This is a genomic window from Pseudomonas putida W15Oct28, from assembly GCF_000708715.2.
In the GTDB taxonomy this organism is placed as follows: Bacteria; Pseudomonadota; Gammaproteobacteria; order Pseudomonadales; family Pseudomonadaceae; genus Aquipseudomonas; species Aquipseudomonas putida_R.
Window position 1 is genome coordinate 21,105 of sequence record NZ_JENB01000011.1, and the last position, 14,684, is coordinate 35,788.

18 protein-coding genes are annotated in these 14,684 nt (G+C 63.0%); 8 read left to right on the forward strand and 10 right to left on the reverse strand.

Going from position 1 to position 14,684, the window contains the following annotated elements; genetic code table 11:
* Window positions 1-24: 24 nt before the first annotated feature.
* The 3 genes from AK81_RS09605 to betC form a co-directional block, all read right to left on the reverse strand.
* Window positions 25-1,590 carry a SulP family inorganic anion transporter gene (locus AK81_RS09605; protein ID WP_043198587.1) on the reverse strand — a complete coding sequence of 522 codons (1,566 nt, stop codon included), beginning with the start codon at window positions 1,588-1,590 and terminating at the stop codon, window positions 25-27.
* 144 nt (window positions 1,591-1,734) lie between these two features.
* Window positions 1,735-2,658: a choline ABC transporter substrate-binding protein gene (gene choX, locus AK81_RS09610; protein ID WP_043198588.1), complete on the reverse strand. Its 924-nt coding sequence runs from the start codon at window positions 2,656-2,658 to the stop codon at window positions 1,735-1,737.
* 14 nt (window positions 2,659-2,672) lie between these two features.
* Window positions 2,673-4,190, reverse strand: coding sequence for a choline-sulfatase (gene betC / locus AK81_RS09615; RefSeq protein WP_043198589.1), 1,518 nt, complete (start codon window positions 4,188-4,190; stop codon window positions 2,673-2,675).
* Window positions 4,191-4,298: 108 nt separating this feature from the next.
* Between betC and AK81_RS09620 the strand changes: the two genes are divergently transcribed.
* On the forward strand, window positions 4,299-5,198 hold the full coding sequence (locus AK81_RS09620) for a choline sulfate utilization transcriptional regulator (protein WP_043198590.1): 900 nt from the start codon (window positions 4,299-4,301) through the stop codon (window positions 5,196-5,198).
* A gap of 199 nt (window positions 5,199-5,397) precedes the next feature.
* Here the strand turns inward: AK81_RS09620 and AK81_RS09625 are convergent, their stop codons facing one another.
* Window positions 5,398-5,952 (reverse strand): NAD(P)H-binding protein, encoded by a 555-nt coding sequence (locus AK81_RS09625; RefSeq protein ID WP_043198592.1) that lies wholly within the window; start codon window positions 5,950-5,952, stop codon window positions 5,398-5,400.
* Window positions 5,953-6,004: 52 nt separating this feature from the next.
* Between AK81_RS09625 and AK81_RS09630 the strand changes: the two genes are divergently transcribed.
* Window positions 6,005-6,337 carry a DOPA 4,5-dioxygenase family protein gene (locus tag AK81_RS09630; RefSeq protein ID WP_043198594.1) on the forward strand — a complete coding sequence of 111 codons (333 nt, stop codon included), beginning with the start codon at window positions 6,005-6,007 and terminating at the stop codon, window positions 6,335-6,337.
* 120 nt (window positions 6,338-6,457) lie between these two features.
* Here the strand turns inward: AK81_RS09630 and trpA are convergent, their stop codons facing one another.
* Both trpA and trpB read right to left on the reverse strand, forming a co-directional pair.
* Window positions 6,458-7,267, reverse strand: a complete 810-nt coding sequence (trpA, locus tag AK81_RS09635; RefSeq protein WP_043198596.1) for a tryptophan synthase subunit alpha — start codon at window positions 7,265-7,267, stop codon at window positions 6,458-6,460.
* Window positions 7,264-8,481, reverse strand: coding sequence for a tryptophan synthase subunit beta (gene trpB / locus AK81_RS09640; RefSeq protein WP_043198598.1), 1,218 nt, complete (start codon window positions 8,479-8,481; stop codon window positions 7,264-7,266). Before trpB ends, trpA begins: the two co-directional genes overlap by 4 nt.
* Window positions 8,482-8,591: 110 nt before the next feature.
* Between trpB and AK81_RS09645 the strand changes: the two genes are divergently transcribed.
* Window positions 8,592-9,488 (forward strand): LysR family transcriptional regulator, encoded by an 897-nt coding sequence (locus tag AK81_RS09645; protein WP_043198599.1) that lies wholly within the window; start codon window positions 8,592-8,594, stop codon window positions 9,486-9,488.
* Here the strand turns inward: AK81_RS09645 and AK81_RS09650 are convergent.
* On the reverse strand, window positions 9,485-9,808 hold the full coding sequence (locus tag AK81_RS09650) for a DUF883 family protein (RefSeq protein WP_043198601.1): 324 nt from the start codon (window positions 9,806-9,808) through the stop codon (window positions 9,485-9,487). The genes AK81_RS09645 and AK81_RS09650 overlap by 4 nt on opposite strands.
* Before the next feature lie 163 nt (window positions 9,809-9,971).
* Here AK81_RS09650 and AK81_RS09655 point away from each other — a divergent pair, with 163 nt between their 5' ends.
* Together AK81_RS09655 and AK81_RS09660 are read left to right on the forward strand one after the other, a co-directional pair.
* Window positions 9,972-10,187 (forward strand): dodecin, encoded by a 216-nt coding sequence (locus tag AK81_RS09655; protein ID WP_043198603.1) that lies wholly within the window; start codon window positions 9,972-9,974, stop codon window positions 10,185-10,187.
* Between the two features lie 101 nt (window positions 10,188-10,288).
* Entirely contained in the window at window positions 10,289-10,510 is a 222-nt protein-coding gene (locus AK81_RS09660) for a DUF1161 domain-containing protein (RefSeq protein WP_016484240.1), read from the forward strand.
* Between the two features lie 98 nt (window positions 10,511-10,608).
* Here AK81_RS09660 and AK81_RS09665 read toward each other — a convergent pair whose 3' ends face one another.
* Complete coding sequence (locus tag AK81_RS09665; protein WP_043198606.1) at window positions 10,609-11,613, reverse strand: LLM class flavin-dependent oxidoreductase; 1,005 nt, start codon at window positions 11,611-11,613, stop codon at window positions 10,609-10,611.
* A 154-nt stretch (window positions 11,614-11,767) separates the two neighbouring features.
* Here AK81_RS09665 and AK81_RS09670 point away from each other — a divergent pair, with 154 nt between their 5' ends.
* Entirely contained in the window at window positions 11,768-12,193 is a 426-nt protein-coding gene (locus AK81_RS09670) for an OsmC family protein (protein WP_019470354.1), read from the forward strand.
* 73 nt (window positions 12,194-12,266) lie between these two features.
* Window positions 12,267-12,500 (forward strand): DUF1161 domain-containing protein, encoded by a 234-nt coding sequence (locus tag AK81_RS09675; protein WP_016497391.1) that lies wholly within the window; start codon window positions 12,267-12,269, stop codon window positions 12,498-12,500.
* A 126-nt stretch (window positions 12,501-12,626) separates the two neighbouring features.
* Here the strand turns inward: AK81_RS09675 and AK81_RS09680 are convergent, their stop codons facing one another.
* Both AK81_RS09680 and AK81_RS09685 read right to left on the reverse strand, forming a co-directional pair.
* Window positions 12,627-13,040 (reverse strand): hypothetical protein, encoded by a 414-nt coding sequence (locus AK81_RS09680; protein WP_043198611.1) that lies wholly within the window; start codon window positions 13,038-13,040, stop codon window positions 12,627-12,629.
* Between the two features lie 55 nt (window positions 13,041-13,095).
* Window positions 13,096-13,509: a hypothetical protein gene (locus tag AK81_RS09685; protein WP_043198612.1), complete on the reverse strand. Its 414-nt coding sequence runs from the start codon at window positions 13,507-13,509 to the stop codon at window positions 13,096-13,098.
* A gap of 85 nt (window positions 13,510-13,594) precedes the next feature.
* On the opposite strand from AK81_RS09685, the gene AK81_RS09690 reads away from it, so the two are divergent.
* Window positions 13,595-14,668 carry an aminopeptidase gene (locus AK81_RS09690; protein ID WP_043198614.1) on the forward strand — a complete coding sequence of 358 codons (1,074 nt, stop codon included), beginning with the start codon at window positions 13,595-13,597 and terminating at the stop codon, window positions 14,666-14,668.
* The last annotated feature ends 16 nt before the right edge of the window (window positions 14,669-14,684 follow it).

Below are 14,684 nucleotides of genomic sequence, written 5' to 3' on the forward strand. Positions count from 1 at the left end.
CAGCCCCAGAATCTCAACCCTACATCAATCCTCAAAGCTGATCGGACACAACTCCACCCCTTCCAGCTTCTGCAATTCCTCGATCACCTGCGGCCTGGCCCGGTGCAAGGTCAAACTCCCGCCCAACCGCCGCAACCGCCGCGCCTCGCGGTGCAACATATCCACACCCGAGTAATCGATGAAATTCACCTGCCGCGCATCGATCACCACATGTGGCCCCTGGCAGCGCTGCAAGCGCACCTGCAGGTAATGCGCCGCGCCAAAGAAAATCGACCCGCCCACCCGCAACACATCCGCGTCCCCTTCACGGCTTTGCTGCACCCGTGGCCGTGAGGTGCGCTTCAAATAGAAGAACAGCGACGCCAGCACCCCGGCATAGATCGCCGTCTGCAGCTCCAGCAACAACGTCGCCGCCGCCGTCAGCGCCATCACCAGAAACTCCGAGCGGCTGACCCGAAACAGCGCGCGAATCCCCCGATGGTCCACCAACCCCCAGCAGATCAGCAGGATGCTGCCGGCCATGGCGGGTATCGGCAGGTGCGCGATCAGGCCGGCACCGGTAACGGCGAACAACGCCACCCACAGTGCAGAAAATACCCCGGCCATGGGCGAGCGGGCACCTGCCTCATAACTCAGGCCCGAGCGGGTGAAGGAACCGGCAGACAAGTAACCGGAGAAAAACGCACCGGCGATGTTCGACAGGCCCTGTGCGCGTATTTCCTGGTCAGGGTCGATCAGTTGTTCCGAACGTGCCGACAACGAGCGGGCAATAGAAAGGCTGGTGACCAGCCCCAGCATGCCCACCGCCACGGCGCTGGGCAGCAGGCGCAGCATCAGTTCCACATCCAGCAACGGCAGCGGGCTGAAGGGCGGGAGCTGGCCGGTGAACGCCGCCACCCGCGGTACATGGCCAAAGTAGCCTGGCAGCAGCCAGGCCAGCAGGCTGACCAGCATCAGGCTTATCAACAGGCTCGGCCAACGTGGGCGCCAGAGCTTGAAGGCCACACCGACCACTACGGTGGCCAGCCCCAGCATCAATGAAGGCAGGTCGACCTCCCTTGCATGGCTGGCCAGGTCCTGCACGGTCTTCAGTGCCGTGGCCTGGCTGGGCAGGTCCATGCCCAGCAGGTTGGGCAACTGGCCCAGGGCAATCACGATGGCAGCACCCAGCGTGAAGCCGAGCACCACGGAATGCGAGACGAAATTGACCACCGCGCCAAACCGCAAAAGCCCCAGCAGTAGCTGGAAGATGCCGCCGAGGAACGTCAGCAGCAGCACCAGGGTGATGTAATCGGCGCTGCCGGCCACCGCCAGCGGGCTGATGCTGGCGTAGAGCACGATGGAAATGGCAGCGGTGGGGCCGCAGATCAGGTGCCAGGACGAACCCCACAGGCAGGCGATCAGCACTGGCACGATGGCAGCGTACAGGCCGTATTCGGCGGGCAGGCCGGCGATCAGGGCGTAGGCGATGGATTGTGGCAGGGCGAGGATGGCACCGCTCAGGCCGACCAGCAGGTCCTGGCGCAGGCTGCGGCCCGATTGGCGGGGGAGCCAGGTGAGGAATGGCAGCAGTAAATAGAGGCGATGCATGGGTTATCCACAATCCTTAAGGTTTCGCCAAACCCTGTGGGAGCGGGCATGCCCGCGAAAAATCCACCGCGGTGTATGGCACCGGCTGCGCCGGTGTTCGCGGGCGTGCCCGCTCCCACAGGGGAGCGGGTGTTGCTTTTAAGATTACAGTTTGGCTTTGACGGCCTCCAGGGCATTGCCATCGGCCTTGGTAGTCACCCCAGCCAACCACCCGTCCAGCACCTCGGGATACGTTTTCACCCAAGCCCTGGCCGCGTCATCGAAGCTGATCTTCTTATCCACAACCTCGGCCATGATGGCGTTTTCCATGTCCAGTGTGAACTTCAGGTTACCCAGCAGCTTCGCCGCATTCGGGCAGGCTTGTGGATAACCCTTGCGGGTCAGCGTGTACACCTCGCCCTTGCTGCCGAACCACTTTTCCCCGCCAGTCAGGTAATGCATTTTCAGCTTCACGTTCATCGGGTGCGGGGTCCAGCCAAGGAAGGTGATGAACTGCTGCTTTTTCACCGCCCGGTCGACCTGGGCCAGCATCGCCTGCTCGCTGGACTCCACCAGTTTCCACTGGCCAAGGTTGAATTCATTCTTGTCGATGATTTCCTTCAGCGACAGGTTGGCCGGGGCGCCGGAGCCGATGCCATACAGCTTCTTGTCGAACTGGTCGGCGTGCTTCTGCAGGTCGGCGAAGTCTTTCACTCCGGCATTCCACACATAGTCGGGCACCGCCAGGGTGAACTCGGTTCCTTCCAGGTTACGTGACAGTTGCTGCACATCGCCGTTGGCGATGAACTTGTCATGAAAGCCTTGATGCGCCGGCATCCAGTTGCCCAGGAAGGCATCGACACGGCCGTCCTTCAGGCCGCCATAGATGATCGGCACGGCCAGGCTGTCGATCTTCACCTTGTAGCCCAGGCTTTCCAGTAACAGACGGGCCACGGCATTGGTCGAGGCGATATCGCTCCAGCCGGGGTCGGCCATTTTCACGGTACTGCATTGTGCGTCGTTGTCGGCGGCGTGGGCCGTGGTGGCGCCCAGGGCCAGGGCGAACACGGCGGCGGAGAACTTGTGCATGGCGGCCTCTCTTCTCAATCCAGGGGGGCGGGCTGTGGATAACGTGCCTTGCGCTCGAGGTCGTCGAGATCGATGTGGTTGCGCATGTACTGTTGGCTGGCGTCCACCAGCGGTTGGTGGTCCCAGCTTTTCAGCTTGCCGATGGCCAGCGCCTCGGCAACCAGGCGGCGGCGCCGCTGGCTGGCCAGTACCTGCTGGCGCAGGCTGGGGATATCCCAACGTTGTTGTGCTTCATCGACAAATGCCTGCAGCAGCGCCTGATGGTCCGGGCTGCCGGTGAGGTTCTCCCGCTCGTGCGGGTCGCGGCTCAGGTCATAGAGTAGACATGGGTCGTCTTCGCTGTACACGAACTTGTAGGGCCCGCGGCGGATCATCATCAGCGGGCCGACGGTGCCTTCGGCCATGTATTCGCCGATCACTTCATCGTGACCGCCCTGCCCTTGCAGATGGCCGACAAGCGAGCGGCCGTCCAGGTGCAGGTTTTTATCCACAGCGCCGCCGGCCAGTTCGACCAGGGTCGGCAGCAGGTCGCAGGTCGATACCGAGGCGCTTACCCGGCCCGCTGCAAAGCGCTTGGGCGCGTGGACCAGCAGCGGTACCCGCGCCGACATCTCGAACCAGTGCATTTTGTACCAGAGGCCACGCTCGCCCAGCATGTCGCCGTGGTCACCAGAAAACACGATCAATGTGTCGTCGGCCAGGTTGCACTCCTCCAGGGTTCGCAGCAGCTGGCCGATGTTGTCGTCGATGTAGCTACAGGCGCCGAAGTAGGCGCGGCGGGCGTCGCGTATCTTGTCCACAGGCAGCGGTTTGTTCCACAGGTCGTAGACCTTCAGCAGGCGCTGCGAGTGCGGGTCGAGGTCTGCCTGGCCGAACTCGGCATGGGGCATGGGGATATCCACACCCTCGTAGCGGTCCCAGTAGCGTTTGGGAATGGTGTAGGGGTCGTGCGGATGGGTCATGGACACGGTCAGGCAGAACGGCCGGCCGTCGTTTTCGCGCACATGGTCGTAAAGATACTGGCGCGCCTTGAACACCACCTCCTCGTCGAAATCCAGCTGATTGGTGCGCACGCACGGGCCGGCTTGCAGTACCGAAGCCATGTTGTGGTACCAGCTCGGGCGCACATCCGGTTCGTCCCAGTTCACCGCCCAGCCGTAGTCGGCCGGGTAGATGTCGCTGGTCAGGCGCTCTTCGTAGCCGTGCAACTGGTCCGGGCCGCAGAAGTGCATCTTGCCGGACAGCGCGGTGCGGTAGCCCAGGCGGCGCAGGTAGTGGGCATAGGTCGGTACATCGGCGGGGAAATCGGCAGCATTGTCGTAGGCGCCGATGCGGCTGGGCAGTTGGCCGCTGACCAGGGTGAAGCGTGACGGCGCGCACAGCGGGCTGTTGCAGTAGGCCGAATCGAACACCACCGCCTGCTCGGCCAGGCGGCTCAGGTGCGGCATCTGGATGGGCGAAGGGGCGTAGATCGGCAGCAAGGGTACGGCCATCTGGTCGGCCATGATGAACAGGATATTCGGGCGCGTCATGGTGGCTTCCATCGTTGAGGGTTATGCGATCCGCTTGCCTACCAAGATGCGACTGTGGATAACATGGGTAAAGCCCATGGCGGGCAATGACTGGGATTAGCTGCGCTTATGTTTGAGCACCTTGCCGAGCTGTCGCTGGATACCTTGCGTGTGTTCGAAGCCGCGGCACGCCTGCGGGGTTTTACCGCTGCGGCGCTGGAGCTTGGGACCACGCAGCCGGCCGTGAGCCAGCAGGTGAAGCGCCTGGAAGCACAGCTGGGCACGCGCCTGTTCGACCGTATTTATCGCGGCATCGAGCTCACCGAGGCCGGCCAGTTGTTGTTCGAACAGGTACACCAGGGCCTGCAAGCCATGGATGACGGCATTGCCCAGGCCAGCGGGCGCGGCCAGCGCGAAGTGCTGCAGGTGGCCACCGACTTTGCCTTTGCGGCGTTCTGGCTGATGCCAAGGCTGCAGCGCTTCCACGAGGCTTATCCACAGGTGGATGTGAGCCTGGTGACCGGTGAACGCAGCCAGGGCATGTTGCGCCCGGACATCGATGTGGCGGTGCTGTTTGGCGATGGGCGCTTTCATCAGGGTGAAAGCCGCTGGCTGTTCGATGAGGAAGTCTTCCCGGTGTGCAGCCCCCGCCTGACGGATGGCAAACCTTTGTCAGCCGTGGCTTTGCAGCGATTGCCCTTGCTGCATTTGAAGGGCGAGCAAGCCAGCCGATGGTTTGACTGGGCGGGGGTGTTTCGCGGGTTTGGCGTGGCCAGCCCACCGCCTGCTGGGCAGTTGCGGTTCGATAACTACACGTTGTTGATCCAGGCAGCGATTGCCGGGCAAGGGGTGGCGATTGGTTGGGGGCACCTGGTGGATGGGTTGGTGGAGCAAGGGTTGTTGTGCCGGCCTTTGCAGGGGAGTTTGCGCTCGGAGCGTGGTTATTACGCGGTTCTGCCACCGCGCAAGCGGCGTGGGGCGCTGATCGAGCGGTTTGTCGGTTGGCTGGAGCATGAGCGCAACCTGTGAGATTTTGGGGCCGCTTTGCGGCCCATCGCAGGCAAGCCAGCTCCCACAAGGGCTGCGACGGCCTGACAGGCTGTGGGATTCCTGTAGGGGCTGATTTGCCTGAGATTGGACCCTGACAGGCAATACATGCCGCTCAGGCCGGCGCGGTCCTTGTGGGAGCTGGCTTGCCTGCGATGGGCTGCAAAGCAGCCCCGGCGATCTAGACCACGAAGTTCAGATGCTCGCCCCGGTGCAGGTCCAGTTCCAGCATATCCGCCATCCCCGCCGCTACGCGTGCCCACCCCTCATCGGGCAACGCCTGCGGCGTATTGATCAGCGTCCAGTGCAACGCACTGCGCTGCAACCCATCAACCACATGGTCCACGCATTCCCGCTCTGCCTCGCTGTATTTGCCCGGCTCATCCAGCACAGCGAAATCGCCCACCAGCAACAGCCGGCGTATAGTCGTACGCTCAAGCCCCGCCACCAGTGCCTCGCTCAGGCGTGCTTGCCCCGGCAAGTCACCTGGCGCCAGCGCCGACAGCAGGGCGATCACCGCCGAGCCGCCTGCTGCGCCCTGCTCTGCCTGGTCGGCATCCCCCAGCCCGCCTATCTTGAAGTGCAGGCCCGGGCGCGCGGTGTGGCGGTTCAGGTCATCGACCACGGCGGTGACTTCGTGCTGGCGCGCCAGCAGCTCGGCCATCAGGGCATTGCCCAGGCTGCTTTCAGGCCCGAACAGGACCAGTTTGTACACTGGGGTTTCGGCGTTTTTCACTGCATCACTCCCTTTGCAGGTGGTGATGGTTGGACCGCAATCAGGAGTTATCGTGCAGAGGATCAAGGGTTATCACGCCCATGTTTATTACGACGCAGCGACCATGGAGCAGGCCCGGGAACTGTGCGAGGAAGCGATGCGGCTGTTTCCCGTGACCATGGGGCGCATGCACCAGAAGCCGGTTGGGCCGCACCCGGACTGGAGCTGCCAGCTGGCGTTCGAGCCGGAATTTGTCGGGGTGGTGTTGCCTTGGTTGGCGCTGTATCGGAAGGGATTGGTGGTGTTCATGCACCCGCTGACCGGGGATGAACTGGCGGACCACCGGGACCATGCGATCTGGATGGGGGCTTTGCGGCCTTTGAACCTGTCGATTTTTGGTGGGTAGGTCTCTGTCACCTTTTCTGGCCTCTTCGCGGGCACGCCCGCTCCCACAAGTTCTCCACAGTTTTCAGTATCTGTGGGGTCCCTGTGGGAGCGGGCGTGCCCGCGAAGCAGGCGACGCGGTTTAGCGGCGGGCGCCGCGCACCCCTTCTGCCAGTGCCGAGCACAGGCTGAGTACATCATTCACTGCCTGGTCGGAACTCTTGGCTTGGGCAATCTTGTCGACCAGCGCCGAGCCTACCACTACACCATCCGCCAGGCGGGCGATGTTCGCAGCCTGCTCCGGGGTACGAATGCCGAAACCAACGCTGATCGGCAGGTCGGTATGCCGGCGCAGGCGGGCAATGGCTTCGGTCACGTGCTCGGTGGTCGCCGAGCCGGCACCGGTCACACCGGCCACCGACACGTAGTACACAAACCCGGAGCTGCGCTCCAGCACGCGCGGCAGGCGCGCATCGTCGGTGGTCGGGGTGGTCAGGCGAATGAAGTCGATGCCTGCAGCCTGGGCCGGGGTGGCCAGTTCGGCGTCGTGCTCTGGCGGTAGGTCGACGATGATCAGGCCATCGACGCCCGCTGCTTTTGCCTCAGCCACGAACGCATCCACGCCAAAGCGGTGGATCGGGTTGTAGTAGCCCATCAGCACGATTGGCGTGGTCTGGTTATCCACACGGAATTCGCGAACCATCTGCAGGGTCTTGGCCAAGGTCTGGCCAGCTTCCAGTGCGCGCAGGGTGGCCAGCTGGATGGCCACGCCATCGGCCATCGGGTCGGTGAACGGCATGCCCAGCTCGATCACATCGGCGCCGGCGGCCGGCAGGCCCTTGAGGATCTGCAGCGAGGCGTCGTAGCCCGGGTCGCCTGCGGTGACGAAGGTGACCAGTGCCGAACGGCCTTCGGCCTTCAGTTCGGCGAAGCGTTGTTCAAGACGGCTCATGCCTGTTTCTCCTGGGCGGCCATGTGGTTCATGACGGTTTGCATGTCTTTGTCGCCGCGGCCCGACAGGCACACGACCATCAGGTGGTCCTTGGGCAGCTTCGGTGCGCGCTTGATCGCTTCGGCCAGGGCGTGGGAGCTTTCCAGCGCCGGGATGATGCCTTCCAGGCGGCAGCTGGCGTGGAACGCATCCAGCGCTTCGTCATCGGTAATGCTGACGTACTCGACGCGTTTCACTTCGTGCAGGTAGGCGTGCTCCGGGCCGATGCCCGGGTAGTCGAGGCCTGCGGAAATCGAGTGGGCGTCGGTGATCTGGCCGTCTGCATCTTGCAGCAGGTAGGTGCGGTTGCCGTGCAGCACGCCCGGTACGCCGCCGTTCAGGCTGGCAGCGTGCTTGTCGGTGTGCACGCCGTGGCCACCGGCTTCGACGCCGATGATCTGCACGCTCGGCTCTTCGAGGAACTCATGGAACAGGCCCATGGCGTTGGAGCCACCACCGACGCAGGCAACCAGGCTGTCTGGCAGGCGGCCTTCCTTCTCTTGCAACTGAACGCGTGTTTCTTTGCCGATGATCGACTGGAAATCGCGGACCATGGCCGGGTACGGGTGTGGGCCAGCGACGGTGCCGATCAGGTAGAAAGTGTCTTCGACGTTGGTGACCCAGTCGCGCAGGGCTTCGTTCATGGCGTCTTTCAGGGTGCCGGTACCGGCCGTGACCGGGACTATTTCGGCGCCCAGCAGCTTCATGCGGAACACGTTGGCCTGCTGGCGCTCGATGTCGGTAGCGCCCATGTAGATCACGCACGGCAGGCCGAAGCGGGCAGCCACGGTGGCGGTGGCCACGCCGTGCATGCCGGCGCCGGTTTCGGCGATCAGGCGCTTCTTGCCCATGCGCTTGGCCAGCAGCACCTGGCCGATGCAGTTGTTCACCTTGTGCGCGCCGGTGTGGTTGAGCTCTTCACGCTTGAAGAAGATCTTCGCGCCGCCACAGTGCTCGGTCAGGCGCTCGGCGAAGTACAGCGGGTTGGGGCGGCCGATGTAGTCGCGCTGGAAATAGGCCAGCTCTTCGAGGAACTTGGGGTCTGCCTTGGCCGCTTCGTATTCGCGGGCCAGGTCCAGCACCAGTGGCATCAGGGTTTCGGCCACGTAGCGGCCGCCGAACGAGCCGAACAGGCCATTGGCGTCGGGGCCGGGGCGGTATTGGGACTGGGTCATGGGGCGCTCCAGGGCGTAATGAATGAGTGATGGGCTTTACTCTAACCACGGCAAGCCCGGCTGAAAACCGATAAGATTGCGCAAACGTGTCAGAAAAACTCACAGGTACCATGGCCCACGACCTCCCTCCCCTGAATGCCCTGCGCGCCTTCGAGGCTACCGCCAGGCTCAACAGCGTCAGCCAGGCGGCTGAAGCGCTGCATGTTACCCATGGCGCTGTCAGCCGGCAGATCAAGGTACTGGAGGAGCACCTTGGCGTGGCCCTGTTCGTCAAGGACGGGCGTGGCATCAAACTCACAGATGCAGGCATCCGGCTGCGTGATGCCAGTGGCGAGGCTTTCGACCGGCTGCGCAGTGTGTGTGCCGAGCTCAGCCGCGATGTCAGCGAGGCGCCGTTCGTGCTGGGCTGCTCGGGCAGCCTGCTGGCGCGCTGGTTCATTCCGAGGCTGGGGCGCCTGAAGGCGGATTTGCCCGAATTGCGCCTGCATTTGTCAGCCGGTGAAGGTGACCTCGACCCGCGTCGCCCAGGGCTTGATGCATTGCTGGTGTACGCCGAGCCGCCATGGCCTGCGGACATGCAGGTGCATGTGCTGGCCGAGGAGCGTATCGGCCCGGTGCTCAGCCCGCACTTTGCCGGCTTCGAACGCTTGCGTGGGGCGCCTGCCAGCGCCCTGCTGGAGGAGGCGCTGCTGCATACCACGTCACGTCCGCAAGCATGGCCCACCTGGGGTCAGCAGCAGGGACTGGACCCGGCCAGGTTGCACTACGGCCAGGCGTTCGAGCATTTGTATTATTTGCTGGAGGCGGCGGTTGCAGGCCTTGGCGTGGCCATTGCGCCGCAGCCACTGGTGGCGGATGACTTGCGGGCTGGGCGCCTCAGCGCGCCGTGGGGGTTTTCCCCTACCCCGGCAGCGTTGGCGTTGTGGGTGCCGCGGCGCGCCGCAGATGGGCGCGCCGAGCAGTTGGCGCAGTGGCTGCGCCGCGAATTGGAACGCCAGGCGGGTTAGTTGCGACGGGTCAGCAGATAGGCCGCCAGCAGGCCGAGGGCGCCAATCGCCACGCCCGCTGTTGTAACCGGGTGCTCCTGCGCGTAATCACGGGTCGCGATACCGGTCTGGCGGGTGCGGGTCTTCACTTCCTCGTAAGCATCACTGAGCAGGCTACGCGAGTGTTTCAGCGCGCTTTCGGCGTTGCTGCGGATTGCCTTCACCGACTTCTGGGACTCTTCCGACGCGTCATGCTTGAGGTTTTCCAGGCTTTTCAGAAGGCTTTCGATCTCCGCTTCCATGCTTTCCAGGGATGTTTTACGCAGCGAGTTGCGGTGCATGTTGACTCTCCTTTGCAGTATGGGCTGTAAAGGTTGCGACCCTTGGCCTGCGCGAAAGTGCGATCGAACTTTCACCTTTGCGGACGGCTCGCAGGTAAACCGGGCCTACGCTGCTAGGCTGGCTGCTAGGCTAAAAAATCACCGTTATCCAAGGAGCGTGAACATGACTGACCATCACACGTACAAGAAGATCGAGCTGGTGGGATCTTCGCCGACCAGTATCGAAGACGCGATCAACAATGCCCTGGCCGAAGCCGGCAAGAGCATCAAGCACCTGGAATGGTTTGAAGTGATCGATACCCGTGGGCACATCCGCGACAACAAGGCGGCGCACTTCCAGGTCACGCTGAAGGTGGGCTTCCGTGTCGCCAACAGCTGAAACAGCGCCGGGCTGGATGATCCGGGCTTGATGGGGTATTTAGGAAGGGGGCGCCTTGGCGTGCGCCCTTTCTGATTTCATCTGCACAAGGAACGCGATCGATGAACAAACTGATTCTGGCGCTGGGCCTGATGACACTGGCCGGTGGTGCGCTGGCGGCGGGCAAGCCGTGCGAAGAACTGAAGGCGGAGATTGCCGCCAAGCTGGATGCCAAAGGGGTTACTGGCTACAAGCTGGAGATCGTCAACAAGGGCGAGCCGGCCGGCAAGGTGATTGGTAGCTGCGAGGCGGGTACCAAAGAGATTGTGTACCGCCGCGGTTGATGTGTTGGCTTTTTCGCGGGCTTGCCCGCTCCCACAGGTAATCTACAGGTTCAAGCACCTGTGCAGTCCTGTGGGAGCGGGCGAGCCCGCGAAGAAGGTCACTCGGTCTTGAGTGCCTGCGCCAGCAGTTCATAGGACCGGATCCGGTCCGCATGCTCATACAGGTCGCAGGTAAAGATCAGCTCGTCCGCCCCGGTCTGCTCCAGCAGCACCTCCACCTTGGCCCTTACCTTCTGCGGGCTGCCGATCATCGCCAGGCCCAGGAAGCTGCCCACCGTTTCCCGCTCATGGGGCAACCACAGCCCATCCATGCTTTCCACCGGCGGTTTTTGCATCAGGCTCTGGCCGCGGATCAGCGCCAGGATGCGTTGGTACACCGAGGTTGCCAGGTATTCGGCCTTTTCGTCTGTTTCTGCCACCACCATGGGGATGCCCAGCATCACATACGGCTTGTCCAGCGTGGTCGATGGCTTGAAATGATTGCGGTAAACGCGGATCGCCTCGTGTATGTAGCGCGGCGCAAAGTGCGAAGCGAAGGCATAGGGCATACCGCGCATGCCCGCCAGCTGGGCGCTGAACAGGCTGGAACCCAGCAGCCACATTGGCACGTCAGTGTCGTACCCCGGCACGGCGATTACTTTTTGATCATCGGTACGTGGGCCGAGGTAGCGCGACAGCTCCTCGACATCGTCCGGGAAGTCGTCCGGGCCGCCAGCGCGGTCGCGGCGCAGGGCGTAGGCCGTCATCTGGTCCGAACCCGGCGCACGCCCCAGGCCCAGGTCGATACGCCCCGGGTACAGGCTGGCCAGGGTGCCGAACTGTTCGGCGATCACCAGTGGTGCGTGGTTGGGCAGCATCACCCCGCCAGAGCCCACGCGAATGCTCGAAGTACCCCCGGCCAGATAACCGATCAGCACTGACGTCGCCGAACTGGCGATGCCGTCCATGTTGTGGTGCTCGGCCACCCAGAAGCGGTTGTAGCCAAAACGCTCGACGTGTTGCGCCAGGTCCAGCGAGTTGCGCAGCGACTGCGCCGGGCCTGCATCGGCGCGCACGGGCACCAGGTCGAGGGTGGATATTTTCAGGTCACGCAGCTGCGTCATTGGAGCCTCCGCAAAGGTGGTTGGCCAGAGGCCTTTGTAACTCTGTATGGGCATATTCGGGGGATTCAATGTTTGCTGTGCGATTGGTCTGAACTTGCCGTAAGCGGCTGCCCTCTGAATCCATAAGCACGTAACCGAATGACCAGGAGGCAGCATGAAAAAGACAGCATCGGCAATTTGGCAAGGTGGCTTGAAGGATGGCAAGGGCCTGCTTTCTACCGAAAGCGGCGCGCTCAAGCAGAACCCGTATGGCTTCAACACCCGATTCGAGGGCACCCCCGGGACCAACCCGGAGGAGCTGATTGGTGCGGCGCATGCGGGCTGTTTCTCGATGGCGTTGTCGATGATGCTCGGTGAAGCAGGGCTGACAGCGGACCGGATCGACACCGCTGCCGAGGTGACGCTCGACAAGCTGCCTGATGGTTTTGCCATCACGGCCGTGCATCTGGTGCTCCGGGCCAAGGTACCGGGGGCAAGCGAGGCGCAGTTCCTGGAGATTGCCAACAAGGCCAAGGAAGGGTGCCCGGTGTCCAAGGTGCTGAACGCAAAAATCAGCCTGGATGCGGCGCTAGTGGGCTGAAGCGGCGCAACGGAGGCGGTTTGCTGTAGTCTAAACAGCGTCGGCAGCACGCTGCCTTTTCAGGAGCCGTTCCATGATTCGCGTAGCAATCGCCGTGTTGGCTTCCCTGGTCGCCACGTCTACGTTGGCGGCGGTCAAGCCGTGCGAAGAGCTGAAAGCCGAGATCGAGGCCAAGATCCAGGCTCAGGGTGTGCCGTCCTACACCCTGGAGATCGTGCCCAACAGTGAGGTCAAGGACCAGAACATGGTCGTCGGGACTTGCGATGGCGGCACGAAGAAGATCATTTATCAAAAGAATGATCGGTAGGCTCGGGATTATGGGGCCGCTTTGCGGCCCTTTCGCGACACAAGGCCGCTCCCACAAAGGCCCTGCATACGCCGATCAATGTGGGAGCGGCCTTGTGTCGCGATGGGCTGCAAAGCAGCCCCCCATTCACGGAATGCAGAACACGTCGCTAGGCTCGTTCACCACTACCTTGCGGCTTGCGTCATACAGCAGCACCTGCGGCTCCATCACCGGGGCCCGTGCTTCCAGGCGATAACGTTCACCGGCCTTGAAGTCGTCAAAGCGTACGGTCAGGTAGCAGGTGCGGTCCCTGGGTTCGGACATGATGCCGCCCGCGTAGATTTCATAATCGAAGCGCACCACCAGTTCGTGCTTGCCCGGCGTTACCTGAAAGTAACGGCCGTCATCCAGGCGCTTGCCATCGAGGCGGTCGGCCATGATCACCCGGCCGGGGGTCATGGTGTAGAGATCGACCCAGGCCTGCTTGGGGTCGACGGGTGGCAAGGGGCTGGCGCAAGCCCCCAGTGCACTGAGGGCGATCAGCATCATGGGCTGGCGCATGGCAAAACTCCCACTTGCGATTTACACGTTACAAGCATAGCGCCGTTTCTACCGTTCAGGTGCGTTGGCAGCCTGCTGGCAAGCCTTGGCCGACCATTTTTTGCCGGTCGTCGTAAAGCTTGATCCAGGGGCGGAAGCCGATACTGCCCGCGTGCAGCTGGTAGCGCTGGCCGGCGCCGAAGTCCTTGAAGGTCAGCTTGACCTGGCAATCACGCCACAACGGCTCGTCGACGGGGCCGATATTGCTGGGGGTGACCGGGAACTGGTAGCGCACGGTCAGCTCGTGGCTGCCGGGCTGTACTTCGAAATAGCGGCTGTCGGCCCAGTCACGCTCATCTACCTGCACGGCGTCCAGCGAGGTGTCGTCGTAGGGCGTGAGGTCGATCCAGGCCTGGTTCGGGTCCGGGGCTGGCAACGTGGAACAGGCGGATATCAGCAACAGTGAACCGGCGACCAACAATGCACGCATGGCGAAACTCCCCCTTGGCGAGATAGTCTTGAAGCGAATTGGCCTTGAGCGAGTCAGACAGTCCCGGATGCTTCGACTTTTTCTTATGCAGCGCTCAGGCCCTGGGGCACTCGACCGCGTTTTCATCCCTTTTGTTCCCCTGCTGGCGGCGCTCCTGCTGAACGGTTGCAGCAGCGTTGCCTACTATGGGCAGCTGGCCGAGGGCCAATTGCAGCTGCTGCGCGCGCGTCAGCCCGTCGCGCAGGTGGTGGCTGACCCGGCCACGTCACCGCAATTACGCTCGCGCCTGGCGCACGCTGAACAGGCGCGGGTGTTCGCCAGCCAGCAGTTGAAACTGCCGGATAACCGCAGCTACCGGGTGTATGCCGACATTGGCCGGCCCTATGTGGTGTGGAATGTGTTCGCCACGCCGGAGTTGTCATTGCAGCCGGTGACGCACTGTTTCCCGATCGCGGGGTGCGTGGCCTATCGCGGCTACTACCAGCAAGGTGCGGCACGCGGGGCAGCGGCATTGATGCGCGAGGACGGCCTGGATGTGTATCTGGGTGGCGTGGAGGCTTACTCGACCCTGGGCTGGTTCGACGACCCGATCTTGTCGTCAATGGCCGGCTGGGGCCACGAGCGCCTGGCCACGCTCATCTTCCATGAGCTGGCTCACCAGCGCTTCTATGTGCAGGACGATACCGAGTTCAACGAATCGTTTGCGTCCTTTGTCGAGCAGGAAGGCACCCGGCAATGGCGCGTGTCCCGTGGGCTTGCCGCAGTTGGCGAGGAGCAGGGGCAACAGCGTGACCAGTTCATCCGGCTGGTGCTGGCCAGCCGTGAGCGGTTGCAGGCGATTTATGCCGGCCCGCTGGACGATGCGCACAAGCGGCTGGCCAAACAGGCCGAGTTTGAGCGGTTGAGGGGTGAGTACCGGCAGGTGCGCGATGGCCAGTGGGGCGGTGACAAGCGCTATGACGCCTGGGTGTATGGGCCGATGAACAATGCCAAGTTGTTACCGTTTGGGCTGTATGACCAGTGGGTGCCGGCGTTTGCGGCGGTGTTTCGTGAGGTGGGTGGGGATTGGGCGCGGTTTTACGAGCGGGTCGAGCAACTGGGGCGGTTGCCGATTGAAGAGCGGAAGGCGGCGTTGCAGCGGTTGATGGTTAGCCGGTGAGACTTTGGGGCCGCTT